Origin of the sequence: Reyranella sp. (assembly GCF_004297265.1) — a bacterium.
GTDB lineage: Bacteria > Pseudomonadota > Alphaproteobacteria > Reyranellales > Reyranellaceae > Reyranella.
In genome coordinates this window covers 1-13976 of record NZ_SCUT01000028.1, presented here as the reverse complement: position 1 = coordinate 13976, position 13976 = coordinate 1, and the positions used below count along the sequence as shown (strand labels likewise).

Below are 13976 nucleotides of genomic sequence, written 5' to 3'. Positions count from 1 at the left end.
TGGCGCGATCTTCCCTCGCCAAGCATGACGCGCCTCTGGAGTGGCGCGCCCCCAGCGGTCGGAGAGTCAGCGGATGTCAATTTCGACTTCGACCATCATGCCGGGCGTGAGCGGCTTCGGCATCTGGACGATATCGATCTTCACCGGCACGCGCTGCGTGATCTTGGTGAAGTTGCCGGACGGGTTGGGCGTCGGGAGGAGTGCGAAGCGCGCCGTTGTGGCGCTGCCGATCCGTCCCACACGACCGACGAACGTGTCGTTGGGATAGGCGTCGACGGAGACGCGTACGGGCTGGCCGAGTTTGAGCTTGCCAACCTGCGTCTCCTTGATGTTGGCCTCGACCCAGACCTCGTCCGGGTTGTGGAGCAGCAGGATGCGCTGGCCGGCCGCCACATATTCACCCGGCAGAGTGAAGGTGCGGTCGATGACGGCGGGGATCGGGCTCTTGATCGTACGGTCCTCGACATCGACCTGCTGCTGGCGCATCTGCGCCGCCAGCACGGCGACCTGGTGGGTCAGCGCCTCGATCTGCGCATCGATCACGCCCAGCCTGTCATGGCCGACCCGCGCCTCGCCGAGGCTGCCCTCGGCCTGCTCATGCTCGGCCTGGAGTTGGAGGATCTGGATCTCGAGCTTCGTGACGGCGGCCTGCGCCATCTGGAGCTGCCGCTCGTTGATGACCTTGCTGGCGAACAGCGTCCGGCTGCGATCGAGTTCGAGCCGGGCGAAATCGAGGTCGGCCTGCAGCGCCGCTCGTGCCTTCTCGCGGACCATGATAGTCGACGTGCGGGTACGCATGGCGGCGTCGGCCTGGTTCTGATCGAGCTTGCGCTCGGCGCGCAGGCGCGCTCGCTCGACCCGCACGCCCTCGATCTGCGCCTTCAGGCCGTCGACCCGCAGCTTGGCCGCACGATCGTCGATCTTGACCAGGGTCTGGCCGGCTTCGACCCGCTGGCCCTCCCGCACGGCAAGATCCACGATCCAGCCGTCAGCGCGGCTCGACACGGTCACGATGTCGGCGCTCACGCGGGCGTCGTACTCATAGACGTGAGTGAGGCGCAGGTGGAGTTCGCGGCCGCCATAGACCAAGGCCGCGAGCAAGAAGATGCCGATGGCAAGAAAGCGCGGACGCAGCAGGACGCGTATGAGGCCGGACGGACGGCTCAACCGCCCACGCGGCACCACGCCGATTGCCGGAGATTCAGGCGGCGTTTTCAGGACGGGCGGCGGCACCGATTGATCCACGACTTATTCCTGCCGTTCTCAACCGGGGTTTCGCACTGCTGTCATCAAAAAAGAATAAGGCCGAAACAATCGGCGAGCCATCGATCTTAGCATCGGCGACCGACTTGCTGCACCGCGCCGGATGCATGCCGCCGCTTGCCAGTTCCGCATCCGTGCTCGCCGCTCTTGCCAAAACGAACCACCGGGTCGACGCTGAAAGTGCAACCTGCCGGACACCGCTCGCAGAGCAAAAATTCAATCAGGAGCCGTCCCATGCCCGATGCTTCCCATGCACCCGCGCCTCGCCAGCTTGACGTTGCCCCACTTGATGTCGCCATCGTCGGCGGCGGACTGGCCGGCCTCTACGCCATCCATCGCCTGCGCAAGCTGGGCCTCAAGGTCCGGGCCTATGAGGCGGGCTCCGGAATCGGCGGCACCTGGTTCTGGAACCGCTATCCGGGCGCGCGCTGCGACGTCGAAAGCCTCGAATATTCCTACAGCTTCTCCGACGAGCTGCAGCAGGAGTGGAAGTGGCCGGAGCGCTACGGCACGCAACCCGAGATCCTGAAGTACATCAACCACGTCGCCGACCGCTTCGACTTGCGCCGCGACGTGCAGCTGAACACCCGCATCAAGGCCGCCACCTTCGACAGTGATACCAACGAATGGACCTTGCGGACCGGGAGCGGCGAGGAGATCCGGGCGCGCTACTGCATCATGGCGGCAGGTAACCTCTCGACGCCGCGCGTGCCCGACTTCAAGGGCATCGGCAGCTTCAAGGGCAAGTGGTACCATTCGGGCCTGTGGCCGCACGAGGGTGTCGACTTCACCGGCCTGCGGGTCGGCGTCATCGGCACGGGCTCCTCGGGCGTACAGATGATCCCGTTGATCGCCCAGCAGGCGAAGCACCTGCACGTCTTCCAGCGGACCGCCAATTTCAGCCTGCCCGCGCGCAACGCGCCGATGGAGGAAGAGCGCGAGAGCCGCCACAAGGCCGAGTATCCGGCCCGCCGCCGCGCCGCCTACGACACGCCCTTCGCGATCGGCGGCTATCCGCGGCCGACCAAGTCGGCGCTCGAGGCCACCGAGGAGGAGCGCAACGCCGCCTACGAGGCCAAGTGGCAGGAGGGCGGCAGCATCAGCTACCTCTATACCTACACCGACTTGCTGGTGAACAAAGAGGCCAACGACACGGCCTCCGAGTTCGCGCGCAACAAGATCCGCGGCATCGTGAAGGACAAGGCGACGGCCGAGCTGCTGGCGCCGAAGGACCATCCGATCGGCACCAAGCGGCTCTGCCTCGATACGAACTATTATGAGACCTACAATCGCGAAAATGTCGAGCTGGTCGACGTGCGCTCCGCCCCGATCCAGGAGATCACGGAGAGGGGCGTGCGGACGAGTAGCCACGAATACGAACTCGACGCCATCGTCTTCGCCACCGGATTCGACGCCATGACCGGCGCGCTGCGCGAGATCGACATCCGCACCAGCGAGGGCGCAGTGCTGGCCGATCACTGGCAGGGCGGCCCCCTCACCTATCTCGGCCTGATGGTCTCGGGCTTTCCCAACATGTTCGTCGTCACCGGCCCCGGCAGCCCCGGCGTGAAGACGCAGATGATCGCCTCGATCGAACAGCACGTCGACTGGATCGCCGACGCGCTCGAGTATCTCGGCAAGCATCAGCTCGACCGCATCGAGCCGTCGCCGCAGGCCGAGGCCGACTGGGTCGCGCATGTCAACGCAGTGGCCGACAGCACGCTCTATCCGCTGGCCAATTCCTGGTACGTGGGAGCGAACATTCCGGGCAAGCCACGCGTGTTCATGCCCTATGTCGGCGGCTTCGACCGCTACAAGAAGCGCTGCGACGAGATCACGGCCGGTGGCTATGAAGGCTTCACGCTCAGCCGCCACAAAGTCGTGGCTTGAGCACCTTCGTCCATCACCGCATCGACGCCGGGCCGCGCCGGTGGCAGGCCGTTGCCGACCGGCTGTCGGGCGATGGTGCACGCCGGGTCGCCGGAGCCGGCGGCCAGCTCTATGGCACCTGGCGCAGCCAGATCGGCCGGCCGCGCGACGAGGTGCAGGCGATCAGCGTCTGGCCGCAGGGGATCACCGCGGCGGCGGCCGAGCGCGCGCTGCTGGCGAATATCGACGACATCCGCGCCATAACCAGCGAGGCCATGACGCCAACGCTTCGTCCCACCGACTTCGTGCCGCCGACGCGCCAGGGAAACTACGCCTTCCGCTGGTTCGCCGTGCCTCAGCCGAACTGGCCAGAATTCCTCGACCTCTGCGCCGCAGCCTGGCCGGGCTTCGAGAGCGCCTACGATTCGCAGGTGATCGGGCTCTGGCAGGCCACCGGCGAGCGCACCGGTGCTGGCCTCGACGAGGTCACGGGCGCGGGCCTGCACGGCGGCGTGCGCAGCTTGCTGCTGACGCGGCGGCCCAATCTCGCCATGTGGGAACGCTCCAAGCTGCCTGAAGGCGCGGCCGAGGCGGCGGTGCGCGACAAGCTCAGCCGCCGTTACGACCTCTGCGACTGGACCGTCGTGTCCACCGCGACCCTTCTGACGGCCATCGACCGCGCCGACACCGCTCGCTGGACTTGAGCGGCCGTGCCGCCTATCTCGGCGGCGCCATGCAGACGCTGCGTTCCCTGGAAGCTCTCGAAAGCGAGGGCCTCCTCTTGCCCGACCCGCGCCTGCCGGAGGCCGCGCAGGCCATGGCGATCGCCATAACCCCAGAAATGGTGGCGCTGATCGACCGTTCGCGCCTCGCTGACGACCCGATCGCCCGGCAGTTCGTTCCGAGCGGCGCCGAGGCCGAGGTCGCGCCGGACGAGCTCGCCGACCCGATCGGCGACGAGGCTCGGTCGCCCGTGAAAGGCATTGTCCATCGCTATCCCGACCGGGTGCTGCTGAAGCCGATCCATGTCTGCCCGGTCTATTGCCGCTTCTGCTTCCGCCGCGAGAAGGTAGGCCCGGGCGGCGAAGCCCTGTCGGCCGAGGAACTGGCTGCGGCGCTGGCCTATATCCGCGCGCGACCGGAAATCTGGGAAGTGATCCTGACGGGCGGCGATCCGCTGATGCTGGCGCCGCGCCGGCTGGCCGAGCTGATGGCGGCGCTCGACGCGATCCCGCACGTGGCCATCGTCCGCCTGCACAGCCGCGTGCCGATCGTCGATCCTGAACGGGTCACAAACGAGCTGATTCAGGCGCTGAAGCCCGGCCGGATCGCGGTTTGGCTGGCCGTTCATTGCAATCATGCGCGCGAACTCAGCCCCCCGACCCGCGCCTCCCTGTCTCGCCTGGCCGATGCCGGCCTGCCTCTGATGGGCCAGACGGTCCTGCTGAAGGGCGTGAACGACAATGTCGAGACCCTAGAGCAGCTCATGCGCGCGCTGGTGACGGCCCGGGTGAAGCCCTACTACCTGCATCATCCCGACCTGGTGCGCGGCACCGGCCATTTCCGGGTGTCCATCGCCGAGGGCCAGGCGCTGATGAAGGCGTTGCGCGGCCGACTCTCCGGCCTCGCCCAGCCGACCTACGTGCTGGACGTGCCGGGTGGCCACGGAAAGGTGCCGGTCGGACCCTCCTATCTGGCCGATGATCCCGGGGCCCTCATGGTCGAGGACGTCTTCGGCGGGCAGCACCGCTACCCGTCCGACTGACCTTCCCGCTATTAGAATTTTTCGAGGGTGCCTCAGCGGCGACCGCTCGCGGTGAGCGCCGGGCGCACCGTCCGCGCCTGCGGCGCGGCCAGCTCTTCGACCAGCCATTCCTCGAAGGCCTTGGTCTTGGGGCGGCTGACCGAGGCCGGCGGGCAGACGAACCACCAGGCCTTGCCGCTGTCGACGATCTGTTCGAACGGCTGAAACAGCCGACCTTCCGACAGCTCCTCGCGGAACAGTTGTGGCGGACCGACCGCCACACCCGCGCCTTCCATTGCCGCCTCGACCGCGATCATCGTCGAATCGAAGGTGAGCACTCTCTTGGGCTTGAAGTCGCCGAGGCCGACGGCGCGCAGCCAGATCGGCCATTCGGGATCATGTGTCATGTCGATGAAGGGCACGCGCTTCAGGTCGTCGAGCGTCTTCAGCTTGTCGCGATAGCGCTTGCCGCAAAGTGGCGTCAGCACGTCGCTGAACAGCCTCGTTGCATGCAGTTCGGGCTCCGGCTGCACGGTGAACCTGATTGCGCAATCGACATCCTCGCGGGCGAAGTCGACGCGCTTCTGGCTCGTCGTCATGCGCACCTCGATCTCGGGATGCTTGGCCTGGAACCGATGAAGGCGCGGCACCAGCCAGCCCAGCGCGAAGGTCGTGACGAGGCTCACGTTCAGTGTGCCGGAATTGGCCTTGCGGCCGACCCTCTCCAGGGCATTGGTCATGCGATCGAACGCATCGCGCAGATCGGGCAGCAGCGCCTCGCCTTCGCTGGTGATCTCGAGGCCGCGCGGACGGCGCACGAACAGCGCGACACCGAGCCTTTCTTCGAGTGCCTTCACCTGATGGCTGACGGCAGCCTGGGTGACGTGAAGCTCTTCGGCGGCGTGGGTGAAACTGGCGTGGCGGGCAGCGGCCTCGAAGGCGCGCAAGGCGTTAAGCGGTAGTTGCGAACGGCTCATCTAGGACACACGCTCATAGATATTCTATGCCTCCCCCGAGCTTTCATCCTTTGCAAGTACCCACAGGATACAGCAAATTCAGGCCAGAAACGAGGCGCAACTGCCGATCCCCGGCACCATCGCCTCAAGCGGAGCTAAGTCATGTCGATCGTATCCAACGTGCGGGTGGTCCGCGCGGATGCCCCCTCCTTCTCGTTCGGCCGCGCGATGTCGCTGCTGGCGGGCACGGTCGTGGTCGGGATCGAGAAAGTCATGACCCGAGCCGAGCTTGCCCGTTCGCGACATCAGCTGGCCCAGCTGGACGAGCGACTGCTGCGGGATATCGGCATCGACCGGGCGACCGCCCGGTTCGAGGCCGACAAGCCCTTCTGGTCCTAAAAGGCCGGAATTGCCGGCGGGCGCCGGATAGAGCAGGTTTGGGTCGTGGTGCTTTGATGGCGCCATGACCCAACATGCTCTTTCCTTTCCCGCCGTGGCCCTCGCCACTTCTCTTTTTCCCGACCCGGAGACCTGCTGGCACGCCGTCCAGCGGCGCGACCGCGGCTACAATGGCCGGTTCTGGTTCTCGGTTAGAACGACCGGGGTCTATTGCCTGCCCTCGTGCGCGGCCCGTCCGCCGTTGCGGCGCAACGTCGACTTCCACGCCTCGCCTGAGGCGGCGGAAGCGGCGGGCTTCCGTGCGTGCAAGCGGTGCAAGCCGCGCGACTGGCAGGCCGGGGTGGGCCTCAGCCGGCCGGTGGCGCGCGCCTGCGCGCTGTTCGATGCCGGCGACGCCGACGCCCCGCCCTCCCTGACCGAGGTGGCGCGCAAGGTCGGCTTGTCGAGCGGTGCGCTGGGCAAACGCTTCCTTGCCGAGCTGGGCGTCGCCCCTCGCGACTGGCTGGTCGCGCGCAAGCGCGAGCGTTTCCGCAGCGCCCTCCGAGGCGGCGCCAGCGTGGCCGATGCGATCTATGGCGCGGGGTACGGCTCGCCCAGTCGCGTCTACGAGAACAGCGACAAGGCGCTGGGCATGACGCCGGCGACTTACGCCAAGGGCGGCGCCGGCGCCCATATCGACTACACCACGGTCGACTCCGATTATGGCCGCGTGCTGGTGGCGGCGACAGAGAAGGGTATCGCTGCCGTGTTCCTGGGCGACGATGACCGGGCCCTCGAGAAGGACCTGAAGCGGGACTTCCCGGCCGCGGAGATCCAACGCAACGACGATGTCCTCGGCCCGCGCGTCAGAGGCGTGCTGTCCCGGCTCTACGGCCGAAAGCCCTCGGCGCTCGACGCGCCCGACGTGCCGCTCGACATCTTGGGGACCGCTTTCCAGTGGAAGGTGTGGAAGGCACTGACCGAGATCCCGGCCGGCGAAACCCGCACCTATGGCGAGATCGCCCGCCGCATCGGCGAGCCCAAGTCGGCACGGGCGGTGGGACGCGCCTGCGCCACCAACCAGGCCGCAGTGGTCATTCCGTGTCATCGCGCCGTTGGATCGAGCGGCGCACTGACCGGCTATCGCTGGGGCGTGGCGCGCAAGGAGCGGCTGCTGGCCGAGGAACGCCGGCGCAGCAGCAGATAAAAGGCGCCCGTGCCGCCATGATGGGCGTGGGCGGTACGGACCGCCCGCACCCGCTCGCGATTGTCGCCGCGGTTCAGCCAGCCGACGAATTCTCCCCGGATGCGGCCGTCGATCGTGCGGCCGCCTTCCTCGCGCAGCCCCTTGCCGGTGACAACCAGCACGACGCGCATGTCCTGCGCCGTCACCCGTTCCAGAAACCGCGTCACGGCCCGCTCGGCCACAGCGAGCGTCATGCCGTGCAAGTCGATGGTCGCCTCCGGCGAGAGCTTACGGCGCGACAGGGCGCGCGAGACGTCGCGGTCGAACTGCCGGCCGTCCGGCGACAGGTCGGAAACATGGGACCTGACGGGCAGCGGCCGCGGTTTCGAGACGGGGGCCGTCGAGCGGGGCGTCGCTTGCTTGCCAGCCGCCTTGGGCGCCGACTTGGACGCCGACTTGGCCTCCACCGCCGGAACACGCGACGCGGCCGCCCGCTTTCGCTTGAGCGGCTTCACGCCGGCCATCGCCGCGGCGAACAATTCGACGTCCTTCACCATGCCATTTCGTCTAGCCTTGGCCGTGGGGCGGGTCTACACAGCCCGGCATGGCCATCGCGCCCCCCTCCCGGCCCAACGGCCAGCCGCAACCCGACCCTGATCTCCAGAACGGCCTGCAGTATCTGCGGGCAGGCTGGTACGACCGCGCCGAGCCGCTGTTCAAGAGCGCGCAATCCCGGTACGGCGACCGTCCCGACATTCTCCATTATCTCGCCGTCTGCCTGTCGCAGCGGGGCGCCGTGAAGGAAGCCGAGAGGCTGTGGCGCAAGGCCGTGGCGAAGGATCCGAACGAGCCGATGCTGCTCTACAATCTCGGTCTCGCCGCCCGTCGCCTCGGCAATCTCGACGAGGCGGCGCGCCGTTTCCGCGACACGATCCGCCAGGCACCCACCCATGTCGAGGCCCGTCTGGCGCTGGCCTCGGTCCATATGGACACCGGCCGCTTCGCCGCCGCCGAACGTGAACTGTCGGAATTCGTGGCCAACGTCGATCGCGCGATCCATGAACATCAGACCGAGGCGCTGAAGCCCCTGCAGGCGCGCGCCCGAAACATGCTTGGCTATGCCCTCTATCGGCTGGGCCGGTATTCAGCCGCCATCGAAGTCTTCGACATGGCGCTGGAGGACGCGGGCGACAACACCGAGCGCCGTGGCCAGATCATGGGTGACCGCTCACTCTCGCTGGCGGCGCTCGGCCACTACGAGGAAGCCATTGCCGAGGCCGGCCGCGCCCTCGAACTGGCGCCGGCCAGCGCCACGTTGAACCACACACTGGGTTACGTTCTCTATTTCAGCGGTCGTCCGAGCGACGCCATCCCGGTGATCGAGAAGGCACTCCAACTCGATCCGGCCTTCGGCCAAGCATACAACACCCTGGCGCTGGCGCGAGCCGCGGCCGGCCAGTCGGAACAGGCCGTCGGCATCCTCGAGAAGGTTCTGGAACGCAACCCTCTCGATCAGGAGACGATCCTCCAGCTCTCGAACCTGCACGTCCTGGCCGGACGCTTCGAGGAGGCCATCCGGATTCTGGAGCCCTACCTGAAAGCCGTGTCCGGCGATGCACGGGCGATGAACAACCAGGGGCTGGCGCTTCTCGGTCTCAAGCGGTTCGACGATGCGCGGCGCATCCTGAAGAAGGCCGCGAAGGTCTCTCCCGACGAGCCCTTCGTGCAGACCAATTACGGGCGGGCCCTGATGGGCCTGGGACGGGCGGCCGAAGCGCGCGCGCACCACGAGCAGGCGTTGCGGGTGCTGCCGGACGATACGCGGCTGCTGGCCCACTACGGGATATGCCTCGCCGCGCTGGGTGAATCCGATAGGGCCCGGGAGACGCTGGACGCCGCCCTGGCGGCCGATCCGAACAACGAGGAAGCCCTGCTCGCCCGCGCTGGTCTCGACGCATGAGCAGCGGCGCCAATCGTCTGGCCGAGGTCATGGGCCGCATCGCCGAGGCCGCGCGGGCATCGGGTCGTTCGCCGTCCGATGTCACCCTGGTCGCCGTCTCGAAGACCCATGGCGCGGACCGGGTGCGCGAACTGCTGGGGGTCGGCCATCGCGTGTTCGGCGAGAACCGTGTCCAGGAAGCCGAAGGCAAGTTTCCGGAGTTGAAGGCCGCCTATCCCGATCTCGAACTGCACCTGATCGGCCCGCTGCAGACCAACAAGGCGCGCGACGCCGTCGCTCTGTTCGACGTCATACAGTCCGTCGATCGTGAGCGCCTCGCCGCCGCGCTGGTCAAGGAGATGGAGCGCCTGGGCCGCCGGCCCGCCTGCTACGTCCAGGTCAACACCGGGGAGGAGCTGCAGAAGGCCGGCATTCTCCCGAAGGACGTTGACGCCTTCGTCGCCCTCTGCCGCGACCAGTACAAGCTGCCGATCGTCGGCCTGATGTGCATCCCGCCGGTCGACGAGGAACCGGCACTGCATTTCGCGCTGCTGGCCAAGATGGCGGCCCGCAATGGCCTCGCAAAGCTCAGCATGGGCATGAGCGCCGACTACGAGACGGCCGTCCGCATGGGCGCCACCCATGTCCGGGTCGGCAGCGCGCTGTTCGGCGCACGTCCGCCGCTGTCCCCTCCGCTGAAGGCCGATGCCTGAACTGCCGGAGGTCGAGACCGTCCGGCGTGGATTGATGCCGCGCCTGGTCGGCCGGCACATCGTCCGCCTGCAGCAACGCCGCCGCGATCTCCGCGTCCCGTTACCCACGAAATTCGCGCCCCGGGTCGAGGGCCGCACCGTCACCGGCATCGACCGGCGGGCGAAGTACCTGCTGATCCGGCTCGACGACGGCCAGACCCTGGTCGTCCATCTCGGCATGTCGGGCCGCATGACCCTGTACGATGCCGAGACCGCTTCCAGCCATCCGCTCGACCGGCACGACCATGTGGTCTTCGACATGGATGACGGCTGGCAGGTCCGCTTCAACGACGCCCGACGCTTCGGCCTGATGGTGCTGGTGGCCAACGACGCCGTCGCCCGGCATAAGTACTTCAAGAGCCTCGGCCCGGAGCCGCTGGACGACGCCTTTACCGGCGATGTGCTGGCCGGGCGCCTCGCCGGCCGCAAGACGCCGATCAAGGCGGCCCTGCTCGACCAGAAGACCTTGGTGGGCGTCGGCAATATCTATGCCTGCGAAGCGCTGTTCCTGGCCGGCATCTCGCCGCGCCGCTCCGCCCACACGATCAAGGGCGAGCGCGCGGACCGCCTCGTCGACGCGATCAAGCTCGTCCTGAACCGTTCGATTGCAGACGGCGGATCGACCCTGCGCGACCACGTCCAGCCCGGTGGCGAGCTCGGCTATTTCCAGACGCGCTTCAATGTCTACGATCGCGCCGGCATCGCCTGTCCGACCCGCGACTGCGGGAATACGGTGCGCCGGCTGGTGCAGGCAGGGCGATCCACCTTCTATTGTGCGCGCTGCCAGCGCTAGCCAAGGCAGGCTCGAGGGAGAACAAGAATGACTGCGGCATACGAGAACATCCAGACCGAGACCAGGGGCCGGGTCGGCATCATCCGGTTGAACCGTCCGAAGGCCCTGAACGCCCTCTGCGCCGATCTGGTGCGCGAGCTCGGTCAGGCGCTCGATGGTTTCGAAGTGGATCCCGGCATCGGCTGCATGGTCCTGACTGGAAGCGAGAAGGCGTTCGCCGCCGGCGCGGACATCAAGGAGATGAAGGAGAAGACCTACCAGGACGTCTTCCTGCAGGACTTCATCACCGTCGGCTGGGAGAAGGTGAGCCAGGTCCGCAAGCCCATCGTCGCAGCGGTCGCGGGTTACGCGTTGGGCGGCGGCTGCGAGATGGCCATGATGTGTGATTTCATCATCGCTGCGGACAACGCCAAGTTCGGCCAACCCGAGATCACGCTGGGTACCATTCCCGGCGCGGGCGGCACGCAGCGCCTGCCGCGCTTCGTCGGCAAGTCGAAGGCCATGGACATGGTCCTGACGGGGCGCATGATGGACGCTGCCGAAGCCGAGCGCTGCGGCCTGGTCAGCCGGGTCGTCCCGCTGGCCCAGCTCATGGACGACGCCATCGCCACGGCCGAGAAGATCGCCGGCATGTCGCTGCCCGCCACCCTGGTGGCCAAGGAAGCGGTCAATCGGGCCTTCGAAACGACCCTTTCGGAGGGTGTTCGCTTCGAGCGCAGGACCTTTCACGCAACTTTTGCCTTCGATGACCGGTCCGAGGGCATGGCGGCCTTCGCCGAAAAGCGCAAGCCGGGCTGGAAACACCGCTGATTTGGCCGGTTTGGCGCGCTTGACCGGCCCCCATGCGGCCCGTATAAGCGCGCCCTTCGAGCAACGAGGACTATCATGGCTAATCACAAGTCGGCCGAGAAGCGCGCCCGCCAGACCGAGCGCCGCACCGCCGTGAATACGGCGCGCCGCAGCCGCGTGCGCGGCTCGGTGAAGAAGGTCGAGGAGGCGATTGCGTCCGGCGACAAGAGGGCCGCCCAGGAGGCGCTGCGCGCGGCGCAACCCGAGATCCAGCGCGGCGCCACCAAGCGCATCGTGACCAAGAACGCAGCCGCCCGCCGCGTGTCGCGCCTCTCGGCGCGCATCAAGGCGATGGCCTGACGCTTACCGACATCCTGCTTCAGGGTTTGTGAACGCCGCTCCTTCGAGCGGCGTTTTCTTTTGTGGCGATGACGAAGCCGAGATTCTTTCGCGAAAAAAATCTTCGCGCCTTTCTCCATTGATCGTTTGGTCGTCGATTGGCCGACTGACATACGATTCGGAGTTATCGAACGAAGGACGACGGCGAGCGCTAGATGTTGAGAGCCGTCTCTCGACGAACGACGCGCAAAATCGAATCGCACAACTTGTCAATCGAGCAACGACGCGAAGTGGCTGAATAGCGTGTGGTGTTCTGCGTGTGAATCGTTTGCGCGCTTCGGAGAGTCTGGATAAGACTCACGACATCGCGACGGGGCGTGGGGCGCTTGGATCGCGAGCCAGATGGAGAAGAGGGGATTCCTCTCCATCGCAACGACGAACGAGGGAGACAGGTACACAACGCTTCGCAAGTTCGACGATCGATAAGAAGACGAAGCGTCCCATAAGCGACGCTCGCTGAACATCCCTCGTTCCCTCTTGCCGTGTTGTGTGTCGCCCAAGATCGCTGGCTCGCCAGACAACGCCTCGCTTCGACGAATGAAAGCGGGGGCCATGTCGAAAGACAACAAGATCGCTGACACGTTCGAAGTGTCCCCCGCGCCCGGCTACGCTGGCGACGTGACTCCTTCGGTTGCCTGGAAGATTCTCGGCGAACTCAAGGACGCGATCCTGATCGACGTACGCACGCGCGCCGAGTGGAACTATGTGGGCGTGCCCGACCTTGCCGGGCTGGACAAGAAGCCGGGCCTGGTCGAATGGCAAGTCTTCCCGAGCATGCAGGTCAATCCGGATTTCGTCGGCGCGCTTTCCGGGGCGTTGGCGGACAAGGCGGTCCCTCTGCTCTTTCTGTGTCGAAGTGGGGTGAGATCGGTCGCGGCGGCGAAAGCCATGTCCGCGGCCGGATACAGTACGTGTCTCAACGTGACAGACGGCTTTGAAGGACCCCTCGATGCGCAGGGCAAGCGCGGCGCGACGAGGGGATGGAAGGCAGCGGGGCTTCCGTGGAGACAAACGTGAATCGAATTCATTCGCCGATCCAGGGCAATAACAACACAGCATATGAAGACAACAAATTTGCGGGGGCAGGTATGGAAGAAGGGGCGGGCCGAAAAGAGCTCGAAGCACATTGGGTGCGCGTCTGCGATCGGCTTCGCAAGGAGATTGGCGACAAGGCCTTCAAGACATGGTTCGGCGAGGTCGAGCTGGGTGAGCTCAAGGCCGGCAAGCTGCGCCTCTACGCGCCGACGCGCTTCGTGCGCGACTGGGTCGGCCGTCACTATGGCGACCGCGTGCTCGCCTACTGGCAATCGGTGAACACCGAAGTGAAGAACGTCGAGGTGAATCTCGTGCCGCCGCCGGCGCCGCGCCGGACGAACGAGATCATCGCGATGCCGCCCGTGCCCTCGTCGCAGAACCACCAGCCGCCGATGCCGCGGATGGGCCCCATGATCGGGCGCGGCGCCGACGAGATCTCGCAGGCTCCGGAAGCGCGCTACACCTTCGCCAACTTCGTCGTGGGCAAACCCAACGAGTTCGCCTATGCGGCGGCGCGCAACATCTCCGAGCAGGACATGCCGCTGCCGGAGCGCAACCCGCTCTACATCTTCGGTGGAGTCGGCCTCGGCAAGACCCATCTGATGCATGCGATCTGGCATGTGATCCGCGAGCGCGATCCCAAGACCCGCGTTCTCTACCTGACGGCCGAAAGCTTCGTGAACCGGTTCATCCAGGCGCTGCGCACCAAGAACACCGGCCAGTTCAAGGAGCTGTTCCGCAACGTCGACGTGCTGATGGTCGACGACGTGCAGTTCATCTGCGGCAAGGAAGCGAGCCAGGACGAGTTCTTCTTCACGTTCAACTCGCTGGTCGAGCAGAACAAGCAGATCATCCTGTCCTCGGAGAAGCCGC

The 13976-nt window shown here is 66.5% G+C and carries 15 protein-coding genes; 12 read left to right on the top strand and 3 right to left on the bottom strand.

Annotation, left to right across the window (positions count from 1 at the left end):
- Window positions 1-66: 66 nt before the first annotated feature.
- Complete coding sequence (locus EPO41_RS12950; RefSeq protein ID WP_296325656.1) at window positions 67-1245, bottom strand: HlyD family secretion protein; 1179 nt, start codon at window positions 1243-1245, stop codon at window positions 67-69.
- Between the two features lie 252 nt (window positions 1246-1497).
- On the opposite strand from EPO41_RS12950, the gene EPO41_RS12945 reads away from it, so the two are divergent.
- From EPO41_RS12945 to EPO41_RS12935, 3 genes are read left to right on the top strand one after another with little or no spacing between them, the layout of a single operon-like run.
- Window positions 1498-3153: an NAD(P)/FAD-dependent oxidoreductase gene (locus tag EPO41_RS12945; protein WP_296325654.1), complete on the top strand. Its 1656-nt coding sequence runs from the start codon at window positions 1498-1500 to the stop codon at window positions 3151-3153.
- On the top strand, window positions 3150-3836 hold the full coding sequence (locus EPO41_RS12940) for a hypothetical protein (protein ID WP_296325653.1): 687 nt from the start codon (window positions 3150-3152) through the stop codon (window positions 3834-3836). The genes EPO41_RS12945 and EPO41_RS12940 overlap by 4 nt, the downstream gene beginning before the upstream one ends.
- Entirely contained in the window at window positions 3833-4897 is a 1065-nt protein-coding gene (locus EPO41_RS12935; RefSeq protein WP_296325652.1) for a lysine-2,3-aminomutase-like protein, read from the top strand. Before EPO41_RS12940 ends, EPO41_RS12935 begins: the two co-directional genes overlap by 4 nt.
- 32 nt (window positions 4898-4929) lie before the next feature.
- Here EPO41_RS12935 and gcvA read toward each other — a convergent pair whose 3' ends face one another.
- Window positions 4930-5853 (bottom strand): transcriptional regulator GcvA, encoded by a 924-nt coding sequence (gcvA, locus tag EPO41_RS12930; RefSeq protein WP_296325651.1) that lies wholly within the window; start codon window positions 5851-5853, stop codon window positions 4930-4932.
- Between the two features lie 141 nt (window positions 5854-5994).
- On the opposite strand from gcvA, the gene EPO41_RS12925 reads away from it, so the two are divergent.
- Window positions 5995-6231 carry a DUF1127 domain-containing protein gene (locus EPO41_RS12925; protein ID WP_296325650.1) on the top strand — a complete coding sequence of 79 codons (237 nt, stop codon included), beginning with the start codon at window positions 5995-5997 and terminating at the stop codon, window positions 6229-6231.
- Window positions 6232-6295: 64 nt separating this feature from the next.
- Complete coding sequence (ada, locus tag EPO41_RS12920) at window positions 6296-7417, top strand: bifunctional DNA-binding transcriptional regulator/O6-methylguanine-DNA methyltransferase Ada (RefSeq protein WP_296325649.1); 1122 nt, start codon at window positions 6296-6298, stop codon at window positions 7415-7417.
- Here ada and EPO41_RS12915 read toward each other — a convergent pair.
- Entirely contained in the window at window positions 7351-7953 is a 603-nt protein-coding gene (locus EPO41_RS12915; protein ID WP_296325647.1) for a Smr/MutS family protein, read from the bottom strand. The genes ada and EPO41_RS12915 overlap by 67 nt on opposite strands.
- A 47-nt stretch (window positions 7954-8000) precedes the next feature.
- Between EPO41_RS12915 and EPO41_RS12910 the strand changes: the two genes are divergently transcribed.
- From EPO41_RS12910 to EPO41_RS12880, 7 genes are all read left to right on the top strand, one after another.
- Entirely contained in the window at window positions 8001-9356 is a 1356-nt protein-coding gene (locus tag EPO41_RS12910; RefSeq protein WP_296325645.1) for a tetratricopeptide repeat protein, read from the top strand.
- Window positions 9353-10048 (top strand): YggS family pyridoxal phosphate-dependent enzyme, encoded by a 696-nt coding sequence (locus EPO41_RS12905; RefSeq protein ID WP_296325643.1) that lies wholly within the window; start codon window positions 9353-9355, stop codon window positions 10046-10048. The genes EPO41_RS12910 and EPO41_RS12905 overlap by 4 nt, the downstream gene beginning before the upstream one ends.
- Window positions 10041-10880 carry a bifunctional DNA-formamidopyrimidine glycosylase/DNA-(apurinic or apyrimidinic site) lyase gene (gene mutM, locus EPO41_RS12900; RefSeq protein ID WP_296325641.1) on the top strand — a complete coding sequence of 280 codons (840 nt, stop codon included), beginning with the start codon at window positions 10041-10043 and terminating at the stop codon, window positions 10878-10880. Before EPO41_RS12905 ends, mutM begins: the two co-directional genes overlap by 8 nt.
- 27 nt (window positions 10881-10907) lie before the next feature.
- Window positions 10908-11690, top strand: coding sequence for an enoyl-CoA hydratase (locus tag EPO41_RS12895; RefSeq protein WP_296325640.1), 783 nt, complete (start codon window positions 10908-10910; stop codon window positions 11688-11690).
- 75 nt (window positions 11691-11765) lie between these two features.
- Entirely contained in the window at window positions 11766-12029 is a 264-nt protein-coding gene (gene rpsT, locus EPO41_RS12890) for a 30S ribosomal protein S20 (RefSeq protein ID WP_296325638.1), read from the top strand.
- 591 nt (window positions 12030-12620) lie between these two features.
- The gene (locus EPO41_RS12885) at window positions 12621-13085 is read left to right on the top strand and encodes a rhodanese-like domain-containing protein (protein WP_296325636.1); all 465 of its coding nucleotides are present in this window, start codon (window positions 12621-12623) and stop codon (window positions 13083-13085) included.
- A gap of 113 nt (window positions 13086-13198) precedes the next feature.
- Window positions 13199-13976 (top strand): DnaA/Hda family protein (locus EPO41_RS12880; protein ID WP_296325633.1); only part of this gene is annotated, 778 nt, incomplete at its 3' end.

Coding starts and splice junctions, on each gene's coding strand:
- ada (WP_296325649.1), top strand. CDS start 6,296: ATGACCCAACATGCTCTTTCCTTTCCCGCCGTGGCCCTCGCCACTTCT.
- EPO41_RS12905 (WP_296325643.1), top strand. CDS start 9,353: ATGAGCAGCGGCGCCAATCGTCTGGCCGAGGTCATGGGCCGCATCGCC.
- rpsT (WP_296325638.1), top strand. CDS start 11,766: ATGGCTAATCACAAGTCGGCCGAGAAGCGCGCCCGCCAGACCGAGCGC.
- EPO41_RS12885 (WP_296325636.1), top strand. CDS start 12,621: ATGTCGAAAGACAACAAGATCGCTGACACGTTCGAAGTGTCCCCCGCG.
- EPO41_RS12910 (WP_296325645.1), top strand. CDS start 8,001: ATGGCCATCGCGCCCCCCTCCCGGCCCAACGGCCAGCCGCAACCCGAC.
- EPO41_RS12945 (WP_296325654.1), top strand. CDS start 1,498: ATGCCCGATGCTTCCCATGCACCCGCGCCTCGCCAGCTTGACGTTGCC.
- EPO41_RS12925 (WP_296325650.1), top strand. CDS start 5,995: ATGTCGATCGTATCCAACGTGCGGGTGGTCCGCGCGGATGCCCCCTCC.
- gcvA (WP_296325651.1), bottom strand. CDS start 5,853: ATGAGCCGTTCGCAACTACCGCTTAACGCCTTGCGCGCCTTCGAGGCC.
- EPO41_RS12915 (WP_296325647.1), bottom strand. CDS start 7,953: ATGGTGAAGGACGTCGAATTGTTCGCCGCGGCGATGGCCGGCGTGAAG.
- mutM (WP_296325641.1), top strand. CDS start 10,041: ATGCCTGAACTGCCGGAGGTCGAGACCGTCCGGCGTGGATTGATGCCG.
- EPO41_RS12895 (WP_296325640.1), top strand. CDS start 10,908: ATGACTGCGGCATACGAGAACATCCAGACCGAGACCAGGGGCCGGGTC.